Origin of the sequence: Nocardioides pocheonensis, from assembly GCF_003725535.1 — a bacterium.
Classification (GTDB): Bacteria; Actinomycetota; Actinomycetes; order Propionibacteriales; family Nocardioidaceae; genus Marmoricola; species Marmoricola pocheonensis.
Map to the genome: position 1 here is coordinate 79,067 of NZ_RJSF01000003.1, position 24,747 is coordinate 103,813.

Here is a 24,747-nt window from a genome sequence, read left to right on the forward strand (position 1 = left end):
CTCGTCGGGTTGCCCAGGAGACCACGAGCAGAATCCGCATCAGGGACCCCAGACGCAAAGGAACACCAGCTTCAGACGCGGCCGGTCCAGGTCTCACCTCTCGCCGAACTGACCGTCAACGGAAGCAGGTCCTCACTTCTATTGCGGGCGCTACGCTTCACGGATGCACCCTGCTGGGGCCAGCGACACTAGTCTTCTCGCCGGAGACAACTATTCAGAGGGGTCAGTTTTCGCCTTCGTAGACGAAAGCTACGCCCCGTTCGTCGCAGCTGCCGCTGTGCTGGTCGAGTCGAGCAGCGCGGACCGGATGGAATCCGGAGTCGCGTCTGTCTTTTCTCACAATAGGAAGCGTCACTACTTAGCTGGCATGCGGGGCTTCGAAAGGTTTCGGCAGGACGGGTTTCACGCCACCAATGATCCGCTTGAGGTGCGCATGGCCTTTGTAGATTTCCTTGCGGACACTCTCGATTTCAAGTCGATGATCGTCTACAGCGACCGCTCGACGCGCCCCGACTTGTCCGACAAGCAGCGCCTCATGATCGTATTTGACCAGTTGGTGCATGACGTACTCGGTGCTTACCGGAGCCGCCCGAAGGTCGTCTTCTGCTTCGAGTCAGCAGAAGGGATGGATTCGTACGTCGAGCAGGTCGTGCTTCGCGCCGCGCGTACTTTCGGACGTCGTGCGCCCGAGATCGAAGTTCGCTTTGGCGCGAAACAGTCCCCATACATGCTCGCGGTGCCGGACTACGTGCTGCACATCTTTGGACAGTGGCGGTCGGATGGCGCGGGAACGGAGTTGGAGGTTGATCCGAAAGAAAACCGGTCGCGAACCTTCAGGGCCATCCTTGGCTCAATATCGGTAGCGAGGTCGCTAGATGACGCTCGTGTCGTTCGGAGGACTCTCGGATGAGCTCGTATCGGTATGATTCCTGCTGCGCCGGGGGTGGCGCCAGGTGGTGTGCGAGTCGCACGCGTATGGACTGGGTAGCAGGCGCAGGGCCCACCCTCGGTCGCACCTAGGCTTTTCGAGATGATCGACCTCGCGGACCTCGGCTCCGCCAGTGCCCTAGATGCGGACGAATTCATCCGCTGGAGCAATCTGATTGCTGCTGGCTCTGGATACTCACGAATGTCCATTCCTCAGCGGCGGCGGCGCCCTCGCGTTGTCTTGAGGCCGGAAGTCGCGCTGGACCGATTTCTCAAGCAACTGACCATTGGGTTGAGCCGTATCTCTGGATATATGCCACCTGCAGCAGTACACGGATTCGTCACTGGCCGAGACATCGCGACGAACGCCGCCGTTCATCTGGACCAGGATGTTGTTCTGAGGGTCGACTTGAAGGACTTCTTCGGAACGATCAACGAGCAGAGGTTGGTCCGGGCTCTAGGGGACTACGAGTTTGACGAGGACGCCGCCGACGCAGTTGCAGGAGTGGCGCTCGTTAACGATGCACTCGCCCAAGGATTCAGCACGAGTCCGTTTCTCTCGAACATCGTCTTTACGGAGTCCGATGCTGAACTCACGTCCTTCGCTGCGCGAGCCGGTGTGTCGTATACGCGTTACGTCGATGACCTGACGTTCTCGGGACCCTACGAGTCTGTGAATGACGAACTGCTCGAGGCGGCCTCTGCCCTACTGGCGGATCTCGGGTGGAGCGTCAACACAGGCAAGACCCGCTTCATGCGAAGGGGGAAACCGCAGTACGTCACCGGACTGTACGTCGGCGACAGTGCCGGTCCGCACATCCCGCGATCGATGAAGAGACTCTTGAGACGGGAGGTCTACTTCGCCTCCAAGTACGGCCTTCGTGACGCGCGTTTGAGTTCTCCGACCCCCATGCTGCACGACCGCTTGAACGGCTGGGTCCACTACGCCGCGCACGTTGATCCGGTCTTTGGGAAGAAGTTGCTCGTCGCATGGAACGACGTTGCGTCGAGGCGGTACGCAGACCGAGAGAGCGCAGAGTGGGACGCGATTCTGGAAGACATCAACTTCCCAGAGGACTGGTGACTCACCCGGTGAAGACCACTGCCGGTGGTTCCACAGAGATCTCAGCGACCCTGCGTGGCACGCCCATGCCGCGCAGAGGGAACGGCTCACCGACCCACGTCAGTCCGCAAGCTACGACGAGATGAGCTCGCTTGGACCAACACGGTCGCCGTGGAAGAGCCTCGCACTGGAAGACTGACATCGTGAGCGACACTCAAGACACCGCCCAAGGACCTTCGGAAGGTGCGCATTCGAACGCTTCTCGGCCCGGAGTCGTTTGGTCGGTAGCGGTGGCTGGCGGATTGGTCGCAGCCTCCCCGTTCGCGCTAACACTGTGGGTCGACTCAAGTTTCGGCGCATCGCAGGTAATCGCCGCCACAACGCTCACCAACATCGGAACCACGCTGCTTCTAGCTGCGCTCCTGTTCTACCTAGAACCGAAGTTCACTCGAACCGTGACCCAAGCAGTGGCCGAGACAACGCGAACCGAGGTCGCCGCCCAGACCGAGGAAATCCGACAGGCGACCCATGCGCTGCAGCAACAAGTCGCGGACATCAACCGTGAACTCGAGGAACGACGTCGGGCACGTGCAGACCGGCGAACTTCGGTCATTCAGGACCTTCGTGACGGGTACTCGTTCGACACGGTCGCCTCCGCCCTCGAGCAGGCGAACGAGATCAAGGGCCTCTGGCATGGAGCTGTCACCGTCCCGGCAGGCCCGTCGTTCGGTTCCCCGCGCGTCCGAATCTTCTGGGGCGAGGAACGCCTGGGTGGCCGATTCAGCACGGGGAACATCTTCGACGACGCACCTCCAGCCATCGTTCTCTCTTATGAAGTCCCACACGACGAGCAGGCCAGCGGGTACAAGACGGCTTCCATTCGTTGGAGGCACGGCCAGACCGCAGGTGAAGCCCTTGATGAACTCATCACAGATATGCAAACCGCTGGCCACACGAGTGCGGCGGCCCGAGTCGGCTCTGAGGTCTTCTCCAACCTCGCAGATGCGCTCGAACAAGCGCTGTCCGCGCGAGCCGGCGAAGACGATGGATGGATCACCGGACCCCTGGATGAGTGGATCGCCGACGGCTGGGCAGTCACCGAAAGCGGCCTCGAGAGCCGAGACGGCGGCCTTCGCATCCCTGCGGCCGCCTTTCCGGATGCGCGCTTTGAAGCGGTCTCGGCAGCGACGAAGGAGCCGCCAAAGAAGTTCGACCCGGACGTACCAGACGACGTCGACCCCGACCTGTGGGCGTGCGCAGTCGAGCGATCCAGGTACAAGTTCAAGGGCTCTCAGTCAGCGTCGATCGCCTCACAGGGCCTAGGCCCGAAGGCTTACACGTCCAAGTGGAACCCGCGACGCGACGACTGGCCGCTCGCCGAGCAGTCGTAGCAACCGGCTGCCGTCCGTCGCATCGCGTGAACACCTGACGAGGTAGAACAAGTCAAGGGGACTATCGGCGCCCGCCCGCCGTTCAACTGCCGAAATCCGATTTCAGTCCCGGATGCCCTGTCACGCCGAGCGAAAGGCGCACTTGGCACCGATCGAATCCGTCGAGCGCAAGACGTCCCTCCAAACCGTCGAAGATGAGCGCCTTACCCGTGTCCTTATCAACGGCCCCAAACCGCCCGACCGCAGCACCCGGTACGAGGTCCGACACTCGCGCCTCGGCCTGGACCTCCAGCCGGTTGCCCGCCAACTCGGATTGCGTCGGAAGAGGTTGGACCGTGCCGTGAGCGGGAGATATGAGTTCATCACCCTCGACAACCGGCGTGGGATCGTCAGCGAATGCGACGACCATTTGCTCTGCTTGTGTTTCCGCCACCGCCCGCTGCACCGCGGGACCGATGCCGGTTTCGCCTCGACCCAGCTGCGCGCGAAATAGCGTTCCGGCCAGTGAGAGGTACAGACGCGCGTACCTCTGGCGCGCCTCAAGAATCCGGGACCTGCTGAAACCATCCTGGGGCAGCAACGGATTGCGAGCCGTCTTGGCATGGAATGTTGCATGGCGGAGCTGCTCGCATAGTTCAAGCCAGATGGCGTGGATCGGATCGCCGAGGTCCGGTGACGGGGCGAACTTTCTCACTGGCACGTGGGCACTCGCGGTGCGCAATGCGCGCTTGAACCAGTCCTCTTCAGACTCCCAGCCACGCCTCGACCTTCCCGCTCTCATCGGCTCGATTTCACTCAGCACAGACTCGATGGCGAGGTAGGTGTTCCGGAAGGAGTCGAAGAGGTCATCAGTGACTTCGGACATTCGGAAGTAGCGCATGCTCCCCTGCCATCCTGCAGCTGCTGGGGCGTCCTGGGCAGCCTGACCATCCGGCGAGGTCACAACGACATTGAGGCTCGCAGTCAACTTCATGGTGTGCGAGAAGAAGAACCGCGCAACAGATGCACCACCTGGCTCGTTCCACCACGTCACGTGCAGGTCATGAACATCCGTCAAAGCCAAGGCGAGACGCGATTTCAGGCTTAGGAGGTCCAAAGCTCGGTTGGCCGACTCAGGCGCCGAGGCAAGCACGTCATGATGGTTTGCGCCGAGGTCGCCACGCACCACAACGGCGCGCAGTCCCTTGCGGACCTCTACCTCGACACCGCCAAATCGGACCGCCGCATCGTGATTTGGCGCATTACGCAGTCTGAACCAGGCACCCGACGATGCGCCTCCGCCCTGCAGGGCGATCCCCCCGAAGTCAGCCACGCTTCAACGTACATGGCCGCAATGAGGGCGCTGCCGGACCCGCGTCGCTCCGCCGCGTTCATTCGGAGGCGTAGTCAGTCGTCGTAGATTGACGGTCCGACAGGCAGCGAGGATCGCAGCATGACGCTCAGGATCTGAAGTGGCCGATTCCTGGTCGACCTACAAGCGGCTCGGGCCTTAACCCTGGCTCTAACCGAGTGGTGGTTAATCGTCCTCGGAGAGGTGAACCTGGGTGAGGGCGACGTCGCGGATCCCGCGCATCGTCGAGCGACGGAAACTCTCGTAACCAAGGCCGTTGAGAGCCATCGTCAGGCCCTTCACGGTCAGGGGCTCGTGGCCGTTCTTCTCGGCGAACCAGGTGTACTCCTCGTGCAAGCGCGCGTTGCTGAGGTCGTTGCCGATGCGCGTCTCGAGACAGGTGTCGGCGAAGTCCTTGACGACGCCCAGGCGCCGAGACCCAGCGACGGTCGTCGGCTTGGTCGCGTTGATGGTGGCTACCTCGTGGCCGCAGTTGGGACATGACAGGGTGTCTCCAGGCGACAGTGAATGACTCATAAGTGTCACTGTACGTCATAGGCGTTGGAAGGCGCGAGTGCTCGACGTAAGCGGGCCGTGCGACACAAGAATGACTCAGAAAGTCGTTCTCTAGGTTGCCAGGGCTCGTGGCCGTCGTCCTCGGTCAGCTGTTGCTGTCGACTGAATCCTTGCTAGGCATCGTGGTCTTACCAGTAGGCACGCTCTCTACTCCTTGACGTGTCCTCGTGCTGGTCCGCCGTCGCAATTGAAGTGATCGGCGCGCGGTAGCCGTCGAGCCCTTCGCCTCCTCGTCGACCTCCCGCCGCGTCCTGAGATGGCCCATCCGACGAAGCAGGATCACGTCCGGGATCTGCAGCAGCACCAAGACGACGACTACGACGCTAAACAGAGGCGACGCGAGCACGTCCGAGATGTCGCCGGCGGTGAAAGAGACCACGGCGAGCACCGTCGCGGCCACGGCCTGAACCAGCGAGATCGTCAGCTCGGCGCGCCACATCCGGTTGTACGACCGGTTCTCCTCGAGCTGCACGTGGTCGATCACGTCGGCCTCGACGAGCTCGACGAGCGCGTTCCTCGCTGGTCCGTCGGGCAGGAGCTGCATGAGCTCGGCCTCGGTCTTCAACCGGTTCGCTCGACGCGCACGTCCAGGCGTCGTGATCCAGCGTTGCGCGAGCCCCGCGACCATGCCGCCTGCCACCACTGTCGCAAGGCCGCTAACGACGCCCCCGACGACTTCGCTGAGACCTACCGCCATGCCCCCGAACGTAGTGCCAGCCGCCGACCCTCGCTGGAGAACAGATCACCACCCGACAGCGCATGAAGTTCGCCGCCTACGTCCGCAAGCTCACCGAACGCCACATCCACGGCGAGAACCACCAGGTCCGCCGATCGCAGAGGGCCGACCTGAGCGCGAAGGAGGCTCGCGTACTTCGACATCGCGTTCGCGCTCGGAGCGCCCCCGGGTGAGGTTCGGGAACGACCCGCTCATGTTGCGCCCGTTACGTCAGGCAACCTGCGTCGCTCCGCCGCGTAGCCAGCCAGCGCTGCCGGCGCGGCGTCGACACCCTGGCCCGCTCGGGATCCCGGATTCACGCGACGCAGGCTCACGAGTTCGACACCATGGCTCTCATGTCGGTCAAAGACTCTGACTGCGGTACGTGCAAGACCATCAAGATGCCGAACGGTGAAACCCTCGTCATCAACCACAAGTTCCCCAAGGCACTCGAGCATCACTATCCACTCCCCGCTCTGGGAGCCACCAGCATCCCGGTTTACCGCGGCAACTTCGACCACGACGGAGCTCGGTACCGCGGCGTGATCACTATCGAACTCGAACCCCGCCCCAACCTCGTGGCGCACGGCGTACGTGAAGTCACCTTTCCCGGCGGACTGCCCGACTGGCTCGGGAAGCGTGAACCAGCCAAGTGGGTCGATTACGACGAGCTCTCAATCCCAACGAAGAGTCTGCCCGCACCCGCGAAGACTGCTCGTCCGCCCAAACTACCCAAGAGCAAGGGCGCCGTGAGCACAAGCGCAACTCACCTCGCTGGCATCCAGGTAGGCGACCCCACCGATCTGGATCACCTGACGTTCTTCCTTTTCAACGGGTGGTATGGCTACGACGGCCTCAACACGTGCTATGGCGGGAACGAGCGCCCAGGGCGTATCGAAAGTTCCATCGGCGATTGGCGGCTGCGCATCGAACCGCGCGGAGACATCCCGCCCGACGATCTGCGAAAGCATCAGCGCGAGACCGGAAAGTCGACGATCACCCACGTCGGACGGATCCGGCGCGACGACGGCGGCAAGTTCAACGCCGCCGACTCGATCGAAGTACTCGAAGTCATCGAGTCCCTTGCGGGCTTCGCTCTGGGCAGGGTCACCGCCATTGTCCTGCCCGTTGGATACCGCAACGGCAAAGCAACGTGGGCGGAATGGAAGTGCAACCGGGCCATCGATCGCCCAATCGGTGTAGCGCCGTTTCTTGACCAGCTCCACGCTGCGGCGCAGATCAACGAAGTATTTGAGGCCGGATACGCCACCAGGAGGACTCACTGCGATGGCAGGTCTTCGAAAACGCACTCGGCTACCACTATGCCGCCGAGCACGACGCAACGGTGAACATGAAGGTCCTTCTCCCTGTATCAGCGCTTCAGCTAATCTCCTACGCACACCTAGTCGAAGAACTTCCAGCTGGCGACCCCTACCACCTCACTGACAAGCAGTGGCATGCCAAGAGCCTGGGAACAATCGGGCAGCTCCGAAACGTGCTCAAGGTCGCGGGAGTGGATATGTCCGTGCCAAAGCACTTCGCCCGGCTGGCCAAGGTGCAGGCCGATATCACCGATCACTCTTTGCCGGTTCCAGACGCCCTCGACTGCGTCGTCCGGCTCCGGAACAAGGTCGCTCACCCCAAGCAAAAACACGCCAAGAACTGGACCACTGAAGAGTGGGCTGAGACCGGTTTCGTCGCCACCACGATGTTCAACGTCGCCATGCTCTGGTGGCTCAACTACGACGAGCGATACCTGGGCAAGACGTCGGAGTACCGCGGGGCGGGCGATTCGATCTACGTCCCCTGGCACAACCCATAGAGGTCCCCCGTTCTAGCCTGGGCTGGCGCTCGCGCCCGACGGCCCCGCGATGGCGCTGTCGACCCGCCATTGGAGACCGAGAGCACTCCAGGGCGGGCCGCCGTGATTGCGTCACTCCGCCGCGCAAGCGCACTCATCTGGCCGATGAGCGGCCGGATCGGTGAGAGCATCTGCGTGTGTCCGATGAGGTTGTGGCCCCCCAAACCCGGAGCCAGTTGGCGGAGCACCTTGACGCCATCGGCGTCCACCCGGATGCGTATCACCTGTACGGCGCCCACGTCAGTGAGGCCTTCGTCATGGATCATCGGCCGGAGGGGTGGGTCGTCTTCTATTCAGAACGCGGCAATGAATCCTCACTGCAGTCGCATCGAGGTGAAGCCGACGCGTGCGCGGATCTGCTTGCGCGGTTGACCGCCGAGGAACACGTGTTCTTCGAGCTGGTCGCAGGTCCCGCACCCAGGGATGAAGCCGACGATGCCTTCGATGAGTGGTTGAGGCAACGCCGCCTGACTCGCGGGGACCTCCCGTCGACGGATTGGAAGTACGACGACGTCCCGTGGATCGAGGGTCCGTACTGGAGGCGCTACTTTGTGAGGATCAGCGCCTTTCGACCGTAGTCACTTCGCGCGCTCACGCCGCTTCAGGCCGCGTTCAGCACCCGCGTCTTACTGCCGCCGATGTGCCCCGCGGTCCCTCGCCGAGGCGATGCCACGAACCTTGCGGAGGATTGGGCCAAACGGCACCGCTGGAACGAGCGAAGGCCCAACTGGGATTCCGGTTCACGTGAGGCTCCGCGCTGCCTTTAACCGGGCACCGCCGCCGACTGGATGAGGAGCCCTATGTGGGCCTTCGTGGCTTCGTTTTCATGGACACCGGCTTTCAGGGCTGCCGCTAACCATGCCGGCCCTTTTGACACACCGAGTTCAGGCGCCAAGCTTTCCAGTTCCCCCTCGCGAACGGGGCATATGCCAAGCGCTGCGAGCTTGTCCAAGAGTGCGGCTGCACGCGGCGCACCACCGGCCCGGAACGCCCGGGCCCCATATCGCTTGAGGTCCGACATCCCACTTTGGCTGGTTCGGAGGGTCGGGCGCAGTTGCTCCTTCCGCTCCTGGGTCCAAGGCTCCGACGACACAGGCTCGAGTTGGACCTGGATGGCCTGTAAGACATCGCCGCAGGTGGCACCAGTTGATCTGGGCAGGAGGTCGCTGATTGCGACCCTGTAGTCGTCAGCGAAGTCAGCCCAGCGACCACCGAACGCTTCGACCAGCCGGCGGAGCTTCGCTTCGTCGTCGAATATGTCAAAGTCCGGCGACGCTACGACACGAACGTTGACTGCTCCCAGCGCTCTAGCGATCTTTGGCATTCCGTCTTTGCCACCGGACGGAACGAATAGCACCTCACTCGGGGGTGCTGACAGCGGGTCGTTGCGGTTCATCGAGTCAAGGGCAGCCGCGTAGAACCGGCAATCCCCGTCCGCTTCGGCAAGGACGACAAGGCGATGGAATACGCCATCCAAGACATTGGAGTACCGAAGGACCGGGTCATTCCACAGAGTCGCGAGGTCGTCCGCCGCCAACTGGGAGGCCGAGGTGTCATCGCCCACTCGGTCCAGCCTCACTACCGAAACGGGGGCCCCTGGATCCAAGAGTCCGGCGAGGAGATTGCGATCATGGGTTGCGAGGATTACTTGAACGCCGCGGTCGTCCGCCATCGACGCCAGGATCCGGCCCAGATCAAATGCCTGAGGAGGATGGAGGAACGCCTCTGGCTCGTCGATCACGATGATCGGTCGGGTCGCAGTCACGACCGGCAAGAGCAATCCGAGCAGGCTCTTCATGCCCTGTCCCTGGGACATGATGGGTGGAAGTGTGCCAAGCGCCTCCCGATATTCGGCTGTCACGCGGTCGATAGGTGGGGCCGTCACTGAGGGGATCCCCACCCGCAGCGTGTGGTTGGTTGACAGGCGATCCAGGGTTAGGGGAACGCGAAAGATCTCCTGGCAGATGTCGTTGACCTCTTCGAAAAGCTTCGCGTCGTCACCTATGCGATGCAACGGATGTGTGGGCGGATTCGTAATGTCGCCTCGTGGTTCGGCTGGCCCGAGCATCCCTTCTCTCGACATCGGATCTGAAAAGTGGACCATGAACTCGTGAAGCGATCCCAAGCGGTCGCCCAAGGTCCAGAAGTGCACAACCTGCGCCGGCGGCATGTGTCCACGACCCTCTGAGTTGACGAACACCTCGACTGGATTCCAAGTTAGGTGTGCCGTCTCGCGGAGCCAGGCCAGCACATCGTCGGCCGTCCCCTCCGTTTCGAGCCGGAGATCGTGGACCAGGACCGGACGCCCACGAGACGTCACGTCCTGCCCGGGGTCAACGCTTAGTCGTGTCACCAGTTCACGGAGCACCGTCGACTTGCCCACATTGTTGCCACCCACGATGGCGGTGACTCCTTTGCTGGGTAAGGCGACCTCACTTTGACCGATCGTCAGGCGTTGGACGGACACACCCATGTTCGACGCGTTGGGGGTGGGGACACGCTCGGGTTCGGATTTTTCAATCACCGGTCAAGCATCGGGCAGCACGGCCCATCTAGGAATCCCAGACTCGCGGTCGTTCGTGGGCGGGTGCGTCACTCCGCCGCCAGTGCCCGTCGGGCCGGTCCCGCGCGCCGGAGCGCGCGAGGGTCCGGATCATTCGGAGCCGACGGAGTCGGCGGGCTGGACCGTCCTGCGCGAACACGAGCTGGACGAGCTGCTGCCCGCGCGTCGCACCCACCTGGACGGATCGTCACCCGTCAGCCGGCGACGACGAACAACGTCTCTCCCGTGACGGCGGTGCTCCCGGGTTCGGGGGCGGGCACCGAGCCCTTGGGTTGATCCATCGCGACCACCAGGACGATCGGGGAGATGTCCGGACCTGAGACGGTCGACGGGTTCCAGCGCACCATCGGCGTACCTGGCTCCACGGTGCCGCCCTCCTCGACGAGCACCTCGAATCCGCGGCCCTCGAGTCGCACCGTATTGATGCCCAGGTGGACGAGCACCCCGACGCCGCCGGCACCCAGCACGACGAACGCGTGCGGGTGCACCTTCACTGCCGTGCCGGCGATCGGCGAGACCACGGTGACGTCGCCGGGATCAGGGTCGATGCCGACGCCCGGACCCACCATCTCTGCCGCGAAGACGGGGTCGGGGACCTCCGTCATCGGGACCAGCCGTCCCGGGCAGGGTGCGAGCACCGCGGTCACATCAGGTCCTCGATGTCCTCGGCGATGTTGTCGGCCTCGGGACCCACGACCACCTGGACGGCGTTGCCGCTGACGACCACCCCGAACGCGCCGGCACTCTTCAGTGCAGACTCGCTGACGAGGGAGGCGTCGTTCACCTCGGTCCGCAGACGGGTGATGCATGCCTCGATCTCGACGACGTTGTCCGCGCCGCCGAGCCCGGCGAGGATCTGCTCGGCCTTGCTCATGGTTGGTCCTCCTTGATCACAGTGCTTCTCTTGTGCGGTTCACGACAGGCTCACGGTGAGCGAGTCACGAGTGGGGGTCGGTGGCGGTCACCTTGGCGAGCCCGCGAGGTTCGTCGGGGTCGAGCCCGAGCTCGCGCGCGAGGCCCTCGACGACCAGCTGGGCGGGCACGATCGCGCCGAGTGGTGCGAGCGCCTCGGGCAGGTCCGGGCCGGGCACGTGCAGCGCGCAGGCCGCAGCGAAGCGCGGGTCCCCGCCGATTCCGACGACGACTGCGCCTCGCCCGGCGAGGTCGCCGGCGAGCTCGACCAGGGGCTCGACCAGCGGCCCGTCGGGAGCGGCGACGAGCACCGCGACCACGCCCGAGGTGATGACCGAGATCGGCCCGTGCCGCAGGTCGGCGTACGAGTAGCCGCGTACCGGGCGCAGGCAGGTCTCCTCCAGCTTCAGCGCGGCCTCGAGCGCGGTGCCCATCATGAGTCCGCGTCCGGAGGCCACCACGTGGGACGCGTCCCGGAGCGCCGCCACAGCGGCGCCGACACCGACCCGGTCGGCGATCAGGCGCTCGACCTCGGCGGGGACCCGGGCGAGATCGGCGTCGAGGACCGTCGGCTCCGGCGCCAGGGCCGTCCCGAGCACGGCCATCGCCACCAGCTGGGTGAGGTAGGTCTTGGTGGCGGGGACCGCGAGCTCCGGTCCGGCTCGGGTCACCAGGGCCAGGTCGGCCTCGGCGGCCAGCGGCGACCCGTCGACGTTCGTGACCGCGATGGTCGCGGCCCCGCACTCCCGTGCCCAGGCCTGGGTGGTCACGATCTCCTGGGTCGAACCCGACTGGGACACGCACACGACCACCGTGTCGGACAGGTCCAGGGGCACCCGATAGTGCGTCGCCACGCTCGGCGAGAGGAGGCCGCCGAGGACGCCGGCATGCGTCTCGAGCAGGTACCTGCCGTAGACCGCGGCGTTGTCGCTGGAGCCGCGCGCCGCGAAGAGCACGTGCCGACGACCGTCCGCAAGGTCGCGGATCGCGGGACGCAGGGAGGTCAGGGCCTGGAGCGTCCGTGCTGCGGCGACGGGCTGTTCGGCCACCTCGGCGGCCATCCGCGTACTCATCGAATCTCCTCCAGAACTCTCGACGGACCCTTGACAACCGGCCGGACCAACGACCATCCTCCAACTGGTACGGACCAGAACGTACCAGTGAGAACGGCCGACGTCGAGAGGTGAGAATGTCGAGGAGCCGACCCGCCCGGGTCATCACCGAGGGGCCCCGGCCCAAGCACGCGCAGCTGCGTGACGTGCTGGCCGACCTCGCGTCCCACGAGCTCGGCCCGGACGCGGCGATCCCCTCCGAGCGCGAGCTCATGACGACCTACGACGTCTCGCGCGCCACGGTCCGCAAGGCCATCGAGAGCCTGATCGCCGACGGGCTGCTGACCCGGATCCACGGCAAGGGCACGTTCGTTGCCACGCCGCGGCTCGAGAGCCGGCTGCACCTCGCCTCCTTCAGCCAGGACATGCGCCGGCGCGGCCTGGAGCCCTCGACGCGGCTGCTCTCGATCGAGCTCGACGAGCCGCCCGCGGAGGTCGCGAAGGCTCTCGGCCTGAGCGCCGACGACGTCGCCTGGCGTCTGGACCGTGTGCGTCTCGCCGACGGCGAGCCGATCGCGCTGGAGAACGGCTGGTACCCCCGCGGCGCCCTGCCCGGACTCGACCGCCAGGAGCTCGGCAGCTCGTTGTACGAGCTCTTCTCCGAGGTCTACGGCCTCACCATCGACACGGCCGAGCAGACCTTGTGGGGCGAGACGGCCGACGGCACCACCGCCAGGCGGCTGGACGCTCCCGTCCATACCCCGCTGCTCGTCTTCCGCCGCGTCTCCTACGCCGCCGGCACGCCGCTGGAGTACGTCGTGTCGCGGTACCGCGGCGACCGGTACCAGATCCACATGTCCCTGGGCCACGACGACTGACGCCCAGCACCAGCCCCGCCCACCACCGCCCCACCACCGCCACTGCACCACACCCCGGAAGGAAAGAGCATTGAGCACAGCCACCGCGTCCACGGACGCCTCCACCGGGCGCAGGTTCAACCTCGCGCCACTCCAGAAGTTCGGTCGCAGCCTGATGCTGCCGATCGCGTCGCTGCCCGCCGCAGCCCTGCTGCTCCGGCTGGGTCAGCCCGACCTGCTCGGCGCCGACGGCCTCGGCTGGGTGAAGGTGGCGGCGGTCCTGGGAGCCGCCGGCAACGCCCTGTTCTCCAACCTTCCGCTGCTGTTCGCGGTCGGTGTCGCGGTCGGCATGGCGCGCAAGGCCGACGGCTCGACCGCGCTCGCGGCCGTGGTCGGCTACCTGGTGTTCAAGGCGGTCGGTGACGCCGTCTCGCCGTTCATCCTCGGCCTGCCCAAGGCCGGTGCCACCCAGGTGCTGATCAACTACGGCGTCCTCGGGGGCATCGTGATGGGTCTGGTGTCGGCGTACCTGTGGCAACGCTTCCACCGGATCAGCCTGCCGCCCTACCTCGCGTTCTTCGGCGGTCGCCGGTTCGTCCCGATCGTCACCGCCATCTCCGCGATCGCGATCTCGGTGCTGATGAGCCTCTTCTACCCGGCGTTCAACTCGGGCATCACGAACCTCGGCCAGTGGGTCACCAACAACGATGTCATCGGCGGTTTCGTCTACGGCACGCTCAACCGGCTGCTCATCCCGCTGGGCCTGCACCACATCCTCAACAACCCGCCGTGGTTCGTGTTCGGCACCTACACGACCGGCAGCGGCGCCGTGGTGCACGGTGACATCGCCCGGTTCCTCAACGGGGACCCGACAGCCGGCGCGTTCATGACCGGCTTCTTCCCGATCATGATGTTCGCGCTGCCGGCGGCCGCCCTCGCGATCTGGCACGAGGCCAAGCCGACCCAGAAGAAGATCGTCGGCGGCATCATGCTCTCCGCTGCGTTGACGTCGTTCCTGACCGGTGTCACCGAGCCGCTCGAGTTCGCCTTCATGTTCGTCGCCTGGCCGCTCTACGTGCTGCACGCGGTGCTCACCGGCACCTCCCTGGCACTGGTGAACGCGCTCGGCATCAAGGACGGGTTCGGGTTCTCGGCCGGACTGTTCGACTACCTGCTCAACTTCAACATCGCCACCAAGCCGCTGTGGCTGATCGTGATCGGGCTCGGGTACGCCGCGGTGTACTACTTCCTCTTCCGGTTCGTCATCCGGAAGTGGAACCTGCGGACGCCGGGTCGCGAGGACGAGGACGCCGAGTCCCTGGTCATCCCCGACACGAGCGCCTGACGTGCTCCTGACGGCATCACGGGTGGTCACCCCGGCGCGAGTCTTCGCGCCGGGGTGGCTCCTTGTCGAGGGAACCCGGATCGCGGACGTCGGGCCAGGCGCGCCACCGCGCCCGGCTGACGTCGAGCTGCCGTGGGCGACGGTGGTCCCGGGCTTCGTCGACGCCCACGCGCACGGCGGCGGGGGCGCGTCGTTCGACACCGGCACGCAGGGTGCTGCGGCGACCGTGGCGGAGACCCACCGCACGCACGGCACCACCTCGATGATGGCCAGCCTGGTCAGCGACCGCCCTGACGCGCTGGTACGGCGGGTGCGCGAGCTGTCCGCGCTGGTCGACGACGGCCTGCTCGCCGGCATCCATCTCGAGGGCCCCTGGTTGAGCCCGCGACATGCCGGCGCGCACGACCCCGCGCTCCTGAGTGACCCCAAGCCGGCCGATGTCGACGCGCTCGTCGACGCCGGGGACGGGCGTCTGCGCATGGTCACGCTGGCCCCGGAGCTTCCCGGAGGACTGGACGCCATCCGGCAGCTGACGGCCGCAGGCGTCGTCACCGCGATCGGGCACACCGACGCGACCTACGAGGTCGCGCGTGCCGCACTCGACGCGGGCGCCTCCGTGGGCACACACCTGTTCAATGCCATGCGCAGCCTGCATCACCGCGAGCCCGGGCCGATCGCGGCCCTGCTCGAGCATCCCGACGCCTATGTCGAGCTCGTCGCCGACGGGGTCCACGTGCATCCCGCGGCGCTGCGCCTGGCCGCACATGCCAAGCCGCACCTCACGGTCCTGGTCTCGGACGCGATGGCGGCAGCAGCCGCAGCCGACGGCGACTACCAGCTCGGCCGGCTGACCGTGGAGGTGCGCGGCGGCGTCGCCAGACTGGCCGACGGTGGCGCCATCGCCGGCTCGACGCTCACGGTGGCGGCGGCGCTCAAGTACGCCGTCCAGGTCGCCGGGCTCTCCATCGAGGACGCGGTGCGCGCGGCCTCCGCGACACCGGCGTCGATGCTGGGCCTGGACCGGGTGGGTGCGCTGCGCCCCGGGTTCCACGCCGACGCCGTCGTGCTCGACGACCACCTCGACGTCCGGGGCGTGCTCCACCGCGGCCGTTGGGTCGAGTGAGGCCGCGCCCGGCTCAGGCGTCGGCGAGCCGGCGTACGGACTCGGCCAGCCCGAGCGCAGCCTCGCGTGCAGCGCCGGCACTCGTCGCCTGTCGCGCCGCCGACGCCATCTCCTGGCACAGCGACCGGGGCAGGACGGCGAGCTGATCGCGGACTCCCTGCAGGGCGGGCGCCGCCATCGAGAGGCTGGTGATGCCCAGTCCGACCAGCACGGCCGCGAACAGCGGGTCGGCGGCAGCCTCGCCACACACGCCGACGGGCTTCGCCACCGCCTGGGCCGCCGAACCGACCGTGGCGACCAGATCGAGGAGGGCCGGCTGCCACGGATCGAGGAGATTCCCGAGGCCGGAGACCATCCGGTCTGCGGCGAACGTGTACTGGGACAGGTCGTTGGTGCCGATGCTGACGAAGTCCACCTCTGCGAGGAGGTCGGTCGCACGAAGCGCGGCGGCAGGCACCTCGACCATCACGCCGACCTCGGTCAGGCCGGCCGCCCTGGCCGTCAGGACGAAGTCCCGCGCCTCCTCGGCCGTCGAGACCATCGGCGCCATGACCTTGAGCCGGACCGCGGTCGCCCGTTGGGCGTGGCCGAGGGCCGTGAGCTGGTCGACCAGGTGGGCCCGGTCGGTCGTCGCCAGGCGAATGCCTCTGACCCCGAGCGCGGGGTTCTCCTCGGGCTGCAGCTGCAGGAAGGCGATCGGCTTGTCGGATCCCGCGTCGAGCGTGCGCACCGTGACCGGACGGCCACCGAACAGCTCGAAGACCCGCGTGTAGATCGCGGTCTGCTCGGCGACATCGGGCCGGTCGGCACGGTTCAGGAAGAGGAACTCGGTCCGGAACAGACCGACTCCCTCCCCGTCGTACGACGCGGCGCGCTCGGCGTCGGCCACGGTGCCGATGTTGGCGAGAAGCCCGACCGGGTGGCCGTCGCGCGTGCGCCCCGGCCCGGTGGCGGTGGGTCTGGCGGGAGCAGCCAGCTCACGACGCACCGCCTCGCGTCGCTCCTCGTCGGGCTCGAGCTCGACCAGGCCCGTCGAGCCGTCGAGGACGACGACGGTGCCGTCAGGGATGGCGGCCGCTCGGTCGCACGCCACCACCGCCGGCAGGCCCAGGGACCTGGCGAGGATGGCGGTGTGGCTCGTCGGACCGCCTTCCTCGGTCAGGATGCCGACGACGTCGGACTCGCCCAGCGTCGCAGTGTCGGCCGGCGACAGGTCTCGTGCCGCGAGGATGTACGGGTACCCCGGACTCGGCACGACCGGCTGCGCGTCCCCGCGCAGGTGTGCGGTCGCGCGGTCGCGGACGTCGCGCAGGTCCGAGACCCTCTCGGCCAGGTAGCCTCCGAGCGCGTCGAGCTGCGCGCAGAAGTCCTCCACGGCGGCGTCGAGCGCGCCCTCGGCGCTGCACCCGCTGCGTAGGTGCGACTCTGCGGCGGAGGCGAGTGCGGGGTCGCGGGCCAGCTCCGCGGTCATCTGCAGCACCTCGACCGCCGCGGGCGGCGCGCCGGCGACCCGTGCCTCCATGTCGTGCGCCACCGCGTCGAGCGCGGCGACGATCCGTGACAGCCGCTCCTCGGGAGTGCCGGTGTCGGGCCCGTCTCCGGGGTGTGTCGCGGCGGTCGGGACGAGCCGCAGGACCGGAGCGCACACCAGGCCGGCGCTGACTCCACGGCCGACGAGCTCGCGGGCGGCCACGTCAGTGGGCATCGAGGTCCGACTCCAGCAGGAGCACGAGAGCCTCGAGCGCCTCCTCGGCGCCCGGCCCTTCTGCGGCGAGGACGACCTCCTGGCCGAACTCGACGCCGAGGGTCATCACCGACAGCATGCTCGCGGCGGGCACCGGCCCCCTGTCGCCCGCTGCGATCGTCACCGGGATCCCGGCCTCGGCAGCTGCGCGTGCGAACGTCGCGGCCGGCCGGGCGTGCAGTCCGACGCGCGATCCGATGGTGGTCCGTCTCTCGTGCATGGTCCTGCGCTCTCCTGGGGCTCGGTTCGGTCGACCCAACTGGTCATGACCAGTTGAAGAAGCATTCCGGGAGACGCTGCAGCTTGTCAAGGCCCCAAGCCCTCGCCGGGCCGGGGATTCCAGCTCCGTGCGGGCGCGTCTGCGCACGGTGGTCATGACCACCGTGCAAGGATGGTGGAGCCGACGTACCGAAGGAGTTTGACTGATGGTGGCGCCACACGCGCTGCGCGACGGAGCTGTCGCCAAGCACGAGCAGCTCCGCGCACGGCTGGCGGAGATGTGCCGCACCTCCCTCTCGCCCGGCGACGCGCTGCCGTCCGAGCGGCAGCTGTGCGACCTCTACGGAGTGAGCCGGACGACGGTGCGCGATGCGGTGGGCCAGCTCGTCACCGAAGGGATGCTGGTCCGGATCCACGGGAAGGGCACGTTCGTCGCCGAGCCACACGCCCGCTCCCAGCTCCACCTGGCGTCGTTCCACGAAGACATGCGGCGGCTCGGGCTCACGCCTACGACCGTGGTCCTCCTGGCCGAGACCGCCGTGCCGCCGCCGGTCACCGTGGTCAACCTCGGCCTGCGGTCACGCGACCAGGCCCTGCACCTACGCCGCCTTCGGCTCGCGGACAACGCCCCGATCTCGGTCGACGACGCCTGGTACAACCTCATCGAGCTTCCGGGCCTCGACCAGCTGGACCTGCACGCCTCGATCTACCAGGCCCTCGAGCAGCGCTACCAGAAGCCGGTCGACCGGGCTGAGCAGACCGTGCGCGCAGCCGAGGCGGACGACGTCGTCGCCACCGTGCTCGGGATCCGCCCCGGGTCTCCGGTCCTGAGGTTCGACCGGGTCGGCTACCACCAGGACACCCCACTGGAGCACGCCCAGTCCTGGTACCGCTCGGACCGGTACGAGCTGCAGATGTCCCTCACGCAGTAGTCGCCCTGATGCCCTCGAGCACGGGGGCGCGAACCAGCCGCCTGACCCTCGGCTTCCCACGGTGAAGCGGAACTCCACCACGTTCCGACTCAGGACGTGAGGAGGTCCTCGCCCTCGCGCGCGTCGAGGCGTCCGAGGATGTCCTGGACGTTGACGTCCCGAGCGAGCTGCGAGTCCAGGGACGGGGCCAGGAGCCCGCGTAACCCGGAGACCCCGGCCCACCTCCGTGGGCGGAACACCCGGGGCCTCCTTCGACGCAGGCCACCGACGATTGCTCCGGCCGCTTCCTCGGGGCTGATCCGCTTGCGCAGGAACCGCGGTTGGGTGTCGAGGAGTGCCTGGGCTGCCGGGTCCTCGTCGACGCTCTGGCGGATCATGTCGGTGTTGATCATCGCGAAGTACGCCGTGGTGACGCTGATGCCATGACGTGCGAGCTCGACACGCAGCCCGCGGCCGAGCTGCTCGACGGCGGCCTTGCTCATCGCATACGGGATGGTGCCGGCCCCGTTGACGAAGGCGAACACCGAGGAGATCAGCACGAGCCGACCCCGGCTCTCGACAAGGGCCGGGAGGGCAGCGCGCACCGTGTTCAGCGCGCCCGCCACGTTCACGTCGAAGAGCCGGTCGACCGTTGCCGGCGACGAGACCCGGAGCGTGGCGCCACGTGCGACGACGCCGGCATTGGCGATCACGATGTCCAGTCGCCCGGCCTCGCGGCTGATGGTCTCGACAGCCTGGGTCATGGAGTCCAGGTCGGTGACGTCCCCGACCAGGAAGCTGATCCGCTCGTCGAGCTGCGCGGCGGGATCCGGGTGATGCCGGTCGAGGACGAACACCCGGGCGCCCGCGGCGCTCATGGACCGCGCAGTGGCGGCTCCGAGGCCACGCGCGCCGCCGGTGACGAGGGCGACCTTCCCGGCGATCGAGGTGCCCGTGCGCTCACTCACCGAGGAACTCGAGGGCTTCGGCGACGAACTCGCGGTGGTGCTGGAAGATGCCGCCGTGGCCGGAGTTCGGGTAGATCGTCAGTCGTGAGTTCGGGATCCGGCGGGCCATGTCGGCCGAGTGGCTGCTGGCGACCATGAGGTCGTGGTCGCCGTTGGCGATGAAGACGGGCTGGGTGATGAGCGAGAGGTCGTCGGGCTCGTGGACGCCGGCTGCCCGGATGGCCTTGACCTGTGCGAGCCGGGCCTGCAGCGAGATCTTCTTGTCGCGGCCCTGGGTGCGCTCCTTGAGCCGGGGGAAGTAGTCCTTCGCGGCTTGCTTGCCCTCGGCGTCGCGGGGGAAGAACAGGAAGGTCCGGGCGTCCTTGAGCATGAGCGCGGACTTGGCGTAGGCGCCGAGCACGATCTTGTTCATCTTGTCGAGATCCCCGGCTCCACGAGGACCCGTGCCCGCGAGGATGATCCGTCGCACCAGCTCGGGCGCCTGCAGGGCGACCATCTGCGCGACTCCGCCGCCCATTGAGAATCCCAGCAGGTCGACCTGCTCGAGCCCCATCGCCTTGATGAAGGCAACGGCGTCGCGGCCCATCTCCTCGATGGTGTCCGGCACAGATCCACCGGTTGCGCCGACTCCGCGGTTGTCGAACGCGATCACGCGATGGTGGGCAGCAAGCCCGTCGATGACCCTCGGGTCCCAGTCGTCGAGGACGGCCATCAGGTGGTGCAGGAACACCACCGGCACACCGCCGACCGGTCCGAGGTCCCGGTAGGCGAACGGCACCCCGTCTACGTCGATCGTGCGGGTCGGCACGTTGATCCACTTCATCGTCTTCGTCTTCATCTGACCTCATCGGTACGGGGCGGCGTGCGTCACCGCGGTTTGATATTACGATCGGTAGACTTACGTTCGTAAGACATTAGATCCACGACGAGCCCTTGACAAGCCCCCGGGAGGGTCAGGAGCTGGCGGGCTGCATCGCGACGACGACCTTGCCCGCCTTGGTGCGTCCCTGTTCGACGTACGCCATCGCCTCGAGCGTCTGGTCGAACGGGAAGACGGAGTCGACGACCGGGCGTAGCACGCCCTGGTCGTAGAGGGCGCCGAGCTCGCGCAGCTGCGCGCCGCTGGCGCGCATGAACAGGAACTCGTAGCGCACGCCCAGGGCCCGAGCCTGCTTGCGGACCTTGCGGCTCAGCGCGTTCATGACCAAGCCAAGGACGCCTGGGGCGCCCAGCTGCTTGGCGAATCCGGAGTCCGGGGGACCTGCGACGCCGATGGCGAGGCCGCCGGGCTTGAGCACGGTCAGCGACTTCGCAAGGTTCTGCCCACCCAGGGAGTCCAGCACGACGTCGTAGCCGGACAACACCTGCGAGAAGTCGTCCCGGGTGAAGTCCACGACGACGTCGGCGCCCAGAGTCCGCACCAGCTCGACCGTGGCGGTGTCCGTGGTCGTGGCGACGGTGGCGCCGAGGTGCTTGGCGAGCTGGATGGCGGTCGACCCGAGCCCGCCGGCGCCGGCGTGGATCAGCACCTTCTGCCCAGGGGTCACCTGAGCGCGCTCCACGAGGACCTGCCACGCGGCGAGGGCAACCAGCGGGACCGCCGCTGCCTCGTGCGGCGTGAGCGATTCGGGCTTGGGTGCGAGGTCTTCCTCGTCGATCGCGACCAGCTCGGCGAAGGTGCCGATGCGGAGGTCACGCGGGCGGGCGTACACCTCGTCACCGATGCTGAAGTCCCGCACCTTCGCGCCGACCTGGGTCACGACGCCGGCCATGTCGTGGCCGAGGGTGAAGGGCCGCTCGTACTTCAGGAGCTGCTTGAACTCCCCGTCGCGAACCATCTTGTCCAGCGGGTTGATGCTGGCGGCGGCGACCCGGACGAGGACGTCGCGGTCGCCGACCGTCGGATCGGGGACGTCGGCGGCCCGCAGTCCGTCCTTGCCGTACTTCTCGACGACGAATGCCTTCACGCCAACCACCTTCTGAGGGTCGATCGGTCCTGTAGATGCGGTAACTTCGTTATTCAATCACAGTACGACCGTAATAACAAATAGGGAAGGGGGCTGGCTCAGGCCGCGGCAAGCATGGCGTGGGCGGACCGGATGCCTTCCTCAAGCACGGCGTCCGAGAGCTTCCGGTCGGACAGTGCACGCGCGAGCTGCATCGTGCCGACCATCATCGAGTACAGAGCGAGGGCTGTGCCGCGCGCCGAGTCGGGATCTTGGGGGGCCAGGCGCACGCAGATCTCGTCCAGGATCGCCTTGGCACCCTTCGTGTAGGCGCGCTTCGTCTCCTTGTCGCACCGCCCGATCTCGTCGAGGAGAGCTGCGGACGGGCAGCCTGCCTCGCGGTGCTCGCGGTGGGCGCGCGAGAGGTACGAGCTGATGAACGCCTCCAGCCCCGCTCGTCCAGGCGGAAGCTCGGCGAATTCGCTCGCCTGCCGACTGACCTCGTCGCCGACCACGGTCGCGACCAGGTCGTTCTTGGAGTCGAAGTGGGCGTAGAAGGCCCCGTTGGTCAGACCTGCGTCGCCCATGAGGATCGCGATGCCGGAGCCGTCGATGCCGTCCTTCTTGAAGCGACGGGCCGCGGTCTCGATGATCCGCCTTCGCGTCGCTTCCTTGTGCTCCTTGGTGTAGCGCGCCAACGGTCGCTCCTGTTCGCATGGGAACCTGCCCAGACGGGCACCGCGATCATTGTATGGCGATCGACAGGTATTTCGAGGATCGGGATGGCGGAGGTGTTCTCCACGCCCGCCTTCGGTTTCGACGACATGGCGCTGATGCCTCTGCTCCCGTTCCCGTGGTCAGTTGCTGAGGAACGCGGCCGCGACAGGGGCGAACTGGTCGTGGTACTGGAAGATGCCCCCGTGGCCGGAGTCGGGGTAGATGATCAGCTCGCTCCCCTTGATCCGGCGGTGGAGGTCCTCGGAGAGGACCGACGGCACCATCCGGTCGTTGTCGCCGTTGGCGATCAACGTCGGCTGGGTGAAGCGGGAGAGGTCGGAAGGGGCGGACCGGCCGTACTTCTGGATCGCCTTCAGCTGCGTCCGGAAGGCCCTGACGCCGATCGGCTTGTCGCGGTCTGTCGTGCGCTCCTCGAGGCGCTTGACGAACGCCTTCGCGGCGGGCTTGCCGGCGGCGTTGCGGTTGAAGAACAGGAACTCCTTCGGGTCCGAGCGGGTCAGGGTGGCGCGCAGGATGTCCCAGTAGGTGACGCCGACGACCTTGTCCATGTCCTTGCCGCCACGCGGTCCGGTCCCGGTCAGGACGAGCCTGCGAACCAGGTCGGGGTGCTTGACGACCAGGTCCTGGGCGATCATGCCGCCCATCGAGAAGGAGAAGACGTCGATCTTGTCGAACCCGAGCGCGGTGATGAACTCGTAGGCGTGGTCGGCCGCCTCCTCGATCGTGTCCGGGACCTTGCCGGTCGAGGCGCCGACACCGCGCTGGTCGAAGGTGATGACGTGGCGGTTCTTCGCGATCGCGTCGACGATGCGCGGGTCCCAGTTGTCCAGGGTCGCGGCGAGGTGCACGAAGAACACGACCGGGATGCCGCCCTTCGGGCCGAGCTCCCGGTAGGCGTAGGTGGCCCCGGCCGTGGTGACGGTGCGGGCCGGTGCCTCGGCGTACGAGGTGATGACGGGCTCGTTGCTGGTGGTGCTCATGATGGATCTCCTGTGGGGTGTGATGCGTCGATCGTGCGTTGGTCAGACGGCTTCGGGAAGGAATGCTGCGTAGCGCTCGGCCACCGGCTGGTGAAGGCCGCCGCGCACGGCACGGGTCAGGTCGTCGGCGATGACCTCCAGGGCGCCGGCCTCGACGCCGTCGAGCACCTGGCGGACCACGTCCGCCGGCGCGCTCTTCGGCGCGTCGACGCCTGAGGTCATGTCGGTGTCGACGTAGCCCATGTGCACACCGACGACCTGGACTCCCCGAGGACCGAGCTCGAGGCGCATGGAGTCGGTTGCGCTCCACAGGGCTGCCTTGGACACGCTGTAGCTGCCGCCCAGGGCCAGCCACGAGAGGACGGAGGCCACGTTGACCACCACGCCGGAGCGTGCGGCCAGCTGGTCGGCGAAGGCCGAGGTCACCGCCAAGGGGCCGAAGAGGTTCACCTCCAGCTCACGCCGGAGCTGCGTGGTGTCGTCGTCCAGGACTCGCGCAGCGAGGGAGACCCCGGCATTGTTCACGACGACGCTCACGTCGCCGGCGACCTCGGCCGCCCGCACGACCGACTCGGAATCGGTGACGTCGAGCTGCAGCGGTACGACGCGCGGGTCGTGGATCTCGACCGCCTCGGGGTCGCGTGCTCCGGCGTACACCTTCGCGACGCCGCGGTCGAGAAGTTGCTGGACGAACTCGCGTCCCAGCCCGCGGTTGGCACCGGTCACGAGGGCGGTCTGGGCGGCTAGCTGGGTCATCGGGATTCTCCTGTTGTCTGGTTGCGTGACGAATCGGCGACGGTCGCGTCACCGAGGAACGTGAGGGCCCGGTCGAGGCCCTGGGCGAGCGCCTCGTCGGAGAGGGCGGGATCGGTCACCGCGCGAGCGAGCTGGAGCGTGCCGACCATCATCGTGAAGAGGATCAGCGCCCTCCCGTGCGCTGACTCCGGGTCGTCGGGGGAGGAGAGGCGTTCCGCGAGCTCGTCGACCAAGTTCTTCGTGCCCGCGGTGTAGGCGTCCTTGGTCAGTTCTGCCGAACGCCCGATCTCGTCCAGAAGCGCGGCAGAGGGGCAGCCCTCGTCACGGTGATCGCGGTGCTCCGGCGACAGGTAGCCGCGAACCAGCTGCTCGACCCCGGCGACGCCCGGCGCCAGACCGTTGAGGGTCGCCGATTGCCGTCGCAGCTCCTCCTGGACGACGCTCGCAACGAGGTCGTCCTTCGAGCCGAAGTGGGCGTAGAAGGCGCCGTTGGTCAGGCCGGCGTCGGCCATCAGCGCGGCAATTCCGGAGCCGTCGATGCCGTCGCGCTTGAGCCGGCGACCGGCGGCCTCGATGATCCGCCGCCTGGTCTCCTCCTTGTGCTCGTTGCTGTACCGCGCCATGCGTTCCTCCACTTGCTGGACCGGTCTACGTGCCTTCGGAGCCATCGCACCGTATGGCCGGACAAACGTAATATTACAGGTAACAGCCAATCTTGCAAGGCTCAACGTGGTGATGCGCAGCACCTCGGAGCAGTCGAGCTGCCCGAG

At 66.9% G+C, this 24,747-nt stretch carries 26 protein-coding genes; 10 read left to right on the forward strand and 16 right to left on the reverse strand.

Going from position 1 to position 24,747, the window contains the following annotated elements:
- Nucleotides 1-163 precede the first annotated feature (163 nt).
- From EFL26_RS00815 to EFL26_RS00825, 3 genes are all read left to right on the forward strand, one after another.
- Entirely contained in the window at nucleotides 164-910 is a 747-nt protein-coding gene (locus EFL26_RS00815) for a hypothetical protein (RefSeq protein WP_148046587.1), read from the forward strand.
- A gap of 120 nt (nucleotides 911-1,030) precedes the next feature.
- Nucleotides 1,031-2,011, forward strand: coding sequence for a reverse transcriptase family protein (locus EFL26_RS00820; RefSeq protein WP_123220986.1), 981 nt, complete (start codon nucleotides 1,031-1,033; stop codon nucleotides 2,009-2,011).
- Nucleotides 2,012-2,445: 434 nt separating this feature from the next.
- Entirely contained in the window at nucleotides 2,446-3,381 is a 936-nt protein-coding gene (locus EFL26_RS00825) for a hypothetical protein (protein ID WP_183407971.1), read from the forward strand.
- A gap of 82 nt (nucleotides 3,382-3,463) precedes the next feature.
- Here EFL26_RS00825 and EFL26_RS23815 read toward each other — a convergent pair whose 3' ends face one another.
- From EFL26_RS23815 to EFL26_RS00845, 3 genes are all read right to left on the reverse strand, one after another.
- On the reverse strand, nucleotides 3,464-4,693 hold the full coding sequence (locus EFL26_RS23815; RefSeq protein ID WP_148046589.1) for a hypothetical protein: 1,230 nt from the start codon (nucleotides 4,691-4,693) through the stop codon (nucleotides 3,464-3,466).
- Nucleotides 4,694-4,897: 204 nt separating this feature from the next.
- Nucleotides 4,898-5,248 carry a primase-like DNA-binding domain-containing protein gene (locus EFL26_RS00840; protein ID WP_123220990.1) on the reverse strand — a complete coding sequence of 117 codons (351 nt, stop codon included), beginning with the start codon at nucleotides 5,246-5,248 and terminating at the stop codon, nucleotides 4,898-4,900.
- A gap of 124 nt (nucleotides 5,249-5,372) precedes the next feature.
- Complete coding sequence (locus EFL26_RS00845; protein ID WP_148046590.1) at nucleotides 5,373-5,831, reverse strand: hypothetical protein; 459 nt, start codon at nucleotides 5,829-5,831, stop codon at nucleotides 5,373-5,375.
- A gap of 527 nt (nucleotides 5,832-6,358) precedes the next feature.
- On the opposite strand from EFL26_RS00845, the gene EFL26_RS00850 reads away from it, so the two are divergent.
- The 3 genes from EFL26_RS00850 (at nucleotide 6,359) to EFL26_RS23975 (ending at nucleotide 8,441) form a co-directional block, all read left to right on the forward strand.
- Entirely contained in the window at nucleotides 6,359-7,351 is a 993-nt protein-coding gene (locus tag EFL26_RS00850; protein WP_148046591.1) for a YopA family protein, read from the forward strand.
- Nucleotides 7,348-7,824 (forward strand): hypothetical protein, encoded by a 477-nt coding sequence (locus tag EFL26_RS00855; RefSeq protein WP_148046592.1) that lies wholly within the window; start codon nucleotides 7,348-7,350, stop codon nucleotides 7,822-7,824. Before EFL26_RS00850 ends, EFL26_RS00855 begins: the two co-directional genes overlap by 4 nt.
- 176 nt (nucleotides 7,825-8,000) lie before the next feature.
- Nucleotides 8,001-8,441, forward strand: coding sequence for a hypothetical protein (locus tag EFL26_RS23975; protein ID WP_183407972.1), 441 nt, complete (start codon nucleotides 8,001-8,003; stop codon nucleotides 8,439-8,441).
- Nucleotides 8,442-8,626: 185 nt separating this feature from the next.
- Here EFL26_RS23975 and EFL26_RS00865 read toward each other — a convergent pair whose 3' ends face one another.
- The 4 genes from EFL26_RS00865 to EFL26_RS00880 all read right to left on the reverse strand — a co-directional run bounded on the left by EFL26_RS00865 (nucleotide 8,627) and on the right by EFL26_RS00880 (nucleotide 12,411).
- Nucleotides 8,627-10,387: an ATP-dependent nuclease gene (locus EFL26_RS00865; protein WP_148046593.1), complete on the reverse strand. Its 1,761-nt coding sequence runs from the start codon at nucleotides 10,385-10,387 to the stop codon at nucleotides 8,627-8,629.
- Between the two features lie 233 nt (nucleotides 10,388-10,620).
- Entirely contained in the window at nucleotides 10,621-11,073 is a 453-nt protein-coding gene (locus EFL26_RS00870) for a PTS sugar transporter subunit IIA (RefSeq protein WP_123220995.1), read from the reverse strand.
- The gene (locus EFL26_RS00875) at nucleotides 11,070-11,300 is read right to left on the reverse strand and encodes a PTS sugar transporter subunit IIB (protein WP_123220996.1); all 231 of its coding nucleotides are present in this window, start codon (nucleotides 11,298-11,300) and stop codon (nucleotides 11,070-11,072) included. The genes EFL26_RS00870 and EFL26_RS00875 overlap by 4 nt, the downstream gene beginning before the upstream one ends.
- 64 nt (nucleotides 11,301-11,364) lie before the next feature.
- Nucleotides 11,365-12,411: an SIS domain-containing protein gene (locus EFL26_RS00880; RefSeq protein ID WP_221176787.1), complete on the reverse strand. Its 1,047-nt coding sequence runs from the start codon at nucleotides 12,409-12,411 to the stop codon at nucleotides 11,365-11,367.
- A 116-nt stretch (nucleotides 12,412-12,527) separates the two neighbouring features.
- Between EFL26_RS00880 and EFL26_RS00885 the strand changes: the two genes are divergently transcribed.
- From EFL26_RS00885 to nagA, 3 genes are all read left to right on the forward strand, one after another.
- Complete coding sequence (locus EFL26_RS00885; RefSeq protein WP_123220998.1) at nucleotides 12,528-13,268, forward strand: GntR family transcriptional regulator; 741 nt, start codon at nucleotides 12,528-12,530, stop codon at nucleotides 13,266-13,268.
- Between the two features lie 70 nt (nucleotides 13,269-13,338).
- On the forward strand, nucleotides 13,339-14,592 hold the full coding sequence (locus EFL26_RS00890; RefSeq protein WP_342773505.1) for a PTS transporter subunit EIIC: 1,254 nt from the start codon (nucleotides 13,339-13,341) through the stop codon (nucleotides 14,590-14,592).
- 1 nt (nucleotide 14,593) lies between these two features.
- The gene (nagA, locus tag EFL26_RS00895) at nucleotides 14,594-15,715 is read left to right on the forward strand and encodes an N-acetylglucosamine-6-phosphate deacetylase (protein ID WP_123220999.1); all 1,122 of its coding nucleotides are present in this window, start codon (nucleotides 14,594-14,596) and stop codon (nucleotides 15,713-15,715) included.
- A gap of 13 nt (nucleotides 15,716-15,728) precedes the next feature.
- Here the strand turns inward: nagA and ptsP are convergent, their stop codons facing one another.
- Nucleotides 15,729-17,420, reverse strand: a complete 1,692-nt coding sequence (gene ptsP / locus EFL26_RS00900) for a phosphoenolpyruvate--protein phosphotransferase (RefSeq protein ID WP_123221000.1) — start codon at nucleotides 17,418-17,420, stop codon at nucleotides 15,729-15,731.
- Nucleotides 17,410-17,679, reverse strand: coding sequence for an HPr family phosphocarrier protein (locus tag EFL26_RS00905; RefSeq protein ID WP_123221001.1), 270 nt, complete (start codon nucleotides 17,677-17,679; stop codon nucleotides 17,410-17,412). The genes ptsP and EFL26_RS00905 overlap by 11 nt, the downstream gene beginning before the upstream one ends.
- A 205-nt stretch (nucleotides 17,680-17,884) precedes the next feature.
- Here EFL26_RS00905 and EFL26_RS00910 point away from each other — a divergent pair, with 205 nt between their 5' ends.
- A complete protein-coding gene (locus EFL26_RS00910) occupies nucleotides 17,885-18,610 on the forward strand; it encodes a GntR family transcriptional regulator (RefSeq protein WP_123221002.1) in 726 nt (241 codons plus the stop codon).
- A gap of 89 nt (nucleotides 18,611-18,699) precedes the next feature.
- Here the strand turns inward: EFL26_RS00910 and EFL26_RS00915 are convergent, their stop codons facing one another.
- The 7 genes from EFL26_RS00915 to EFL26_RS00945 all read right to left on the reverse strand — a co-directional run bounded on the left by EFL26_RS00915 (nucleotide 18,700) and on the right by EFL26_RS00945 (nucleotide 24,723).
- The gene (locus EFL26_RS00915; RefSeq protein ID WP_183407973.1) at nucleotides 18,700-19,557 is read right to left on the reverse strand and encodes an SDR family NAD(P)-dependent oxidoreductase; all 858 of its coding nucleotides are present in this window, start codon (nucleotides 19,555-19,557) and stop codon (nucleotides 18,700-18,702) included.
- On the reverse strand, nucleotides 19,550-20,395 hold the full coding sequence (locus tag EFL26_RS00920; RefSeq protein WP_123221003.1) for an alpha/beta fold hydrolase: 846 nt from the start codon (nucleotides 20,393-20,395) through the stop codon (nucleotides 19,550-19,552). The genes EFL26_RS00915 and EFL26_RS00920 overlap by 8 nt, the downstream gene beginning before the upstream one ends.
- Nucleotides 20,396-20,510: 115 nt before the next feature.
- The gene (locus tag EFL26_RS00925) at nucleotides 20,511-21,524 is read right to left on the reverse strand and encodes an NADP-dependent oxidoreductase (protein WP_123221004.1); all 1,014 of its coding nucleotides are present in this window, start codon (nucleotides 21,522-21,524) and stop codon (nucleotides 20,511-20,513) included.
- Nucleotides 21,525-21,622: 98 nt separating this feature from the next.
- Nucleotides 21,623-22,201 (reverse strand): TetR/AcrR family transcriptional regulator, encoded by a 579-nt coding sequence (locus EFL26_RS00930; RefSeq protein ID WP_123221005.1) that lies wholly within the window; start codon nucleotides 22,199-22,201, stop codon nucleotides 21,623-21,625.
- A gap of 159 nt (nucleotides 22,202-22,360) precedes the next feature.
- On the reverse strand, nucleotides 22,361-23,221 hold the full coding sequence (locus tag EFL26_RS00935) for an alpha/beta fold hydrolase (RefSeq protein ID WP_123221006.1): 861 nt from the start codon (nucleotides 23,219-23,221) through the stop codon (nucleotides 22,361-22,363).
- A gap of 42 nt (nucleotides 23,222-23,263) precedes the next feature.
- Complete coding sequence (locus tag EFL26_RS00940) at nucleotides 23,264-23,977, reverse strand: SDR family oxidoreductase (RefSeq protein WP_123221007.1); 714 nt, start codon at nucleotides 23,975-23,977, stop codon at nucleotides 23,264-23,266.
- Nucleotides 23,974-24,723 (reverse strand): TetR/AcrR family transcriptional regulator, encoded by a 750-nt coding sequence (locus tag EFL26_RS00945; RefSeq protein WP_221176788.1) that lies wholly within the window; start codon nucleotides 24,721-24,723, stop codon nucleotides 23,974-23,976. The genes EFL26_RS00940 and EFL26_RS00945 overlap by 4 nt, the downstream gene beginning before the upstream one ends.
- Nucleotides 24,724-24,747: the final 24 nt, after the last annotated feature.

Coding starts and splice junctions, on each gene's coding strand:
- ptsP (WP_123221000.1), bottom strand. CDS start 17,420: ATGCCCACTGACGTGGCCGCCCGCGAGCTCGTCGGCCGTGGAGTCAGC.
- EFL26_RS00845 (WP_148046590.1), bottom strand. CDS start 5,831: ATGCAGCTCCTGCCCGACGGACCAGCGAGGAACGCGCTCGTCGAGCTC.
- EFL26_RS00815 (WP_148046587.1), top strand. CDS start 164: ATGCACCCTGCTGGGGCCAGCGACACTAGTCTTCTCGCCGGAGACAAC.
- EFL26_RS00885 (WP_123220998.1), top strand. CDS start 12,528: ATGTCGAGGAGCCGACCCGCCCGGGTCATCACCGAGGGGCCCCGGCCC.
- EFL26_RS00940 (WP_123221007.1), bottom strand. CDS start 23,977: ATGACCCAGCTAGCCGCCCAGACCGCCCTCGTGACCGGTGCCAACCGC.
- EFL26_RS00920 (WP_123221003.1), bottom strand. CDS start 20,395: ATGAAGACGAAGACGATGAAGTGGATCAACGTGCCGACCCGCACGATC.
- EFL26_RS00875 (WP_123220996.1), bottom strand. CDS start 11,300: ATGAGCAAGGCCGAGCAGATCCTCGCCGGGCTCGGCGGCGCGGACAAC.
- EFL26_RS00880 (WP_221176787.1), bottom strand. CDS start 12,411: ATGAGTACGCGGATGGCCGCCGAGGTGGCCGAACAGCCCGTCGCCGCA.
- EFL26_RS00850 (WP_148046591.1), top strand. CDS start 6,359: ATGTCGGTCAAAGACTCTGACTGCGGTACGTGCAAGACCATCAAGATG.
- EFL26_RS00905 (WP_123221001.1), bottom strand. CDS start 17,679: ATGCACGAGAGACGGACCACCATCGGATCGCGCGTCGGACTGCACGCC.
- EFL26_RS00840 (WP_123220990.1), bottom strand. CDS start 5,248: ATGAGTCATTCACTGTCGCCTGGAGACACCCTGTCATGTCCCAACTGC.
- EFL26_RS00935 (WP_123221006.1), bottom strand. CDS start 23,221: ATGAGCACCACCAGCAACGAGCCCGTCATCACCTCGTACGCCGAGGCA.
- EFL26_RS00910 (WP_123221002.1), top strand. CDS start 17,885: ATGGTGGCGCCACACGCGCTGCGCGACGGAGCTGTCGCCAAGCACGAG.
- EFL26_RS00820 (WP_123220986.1), top strand. CDS start 1,031: ATGATCGACCTCGCGGACCTCGGCTCCGCCAGTGCCCTAGATGCGGAC.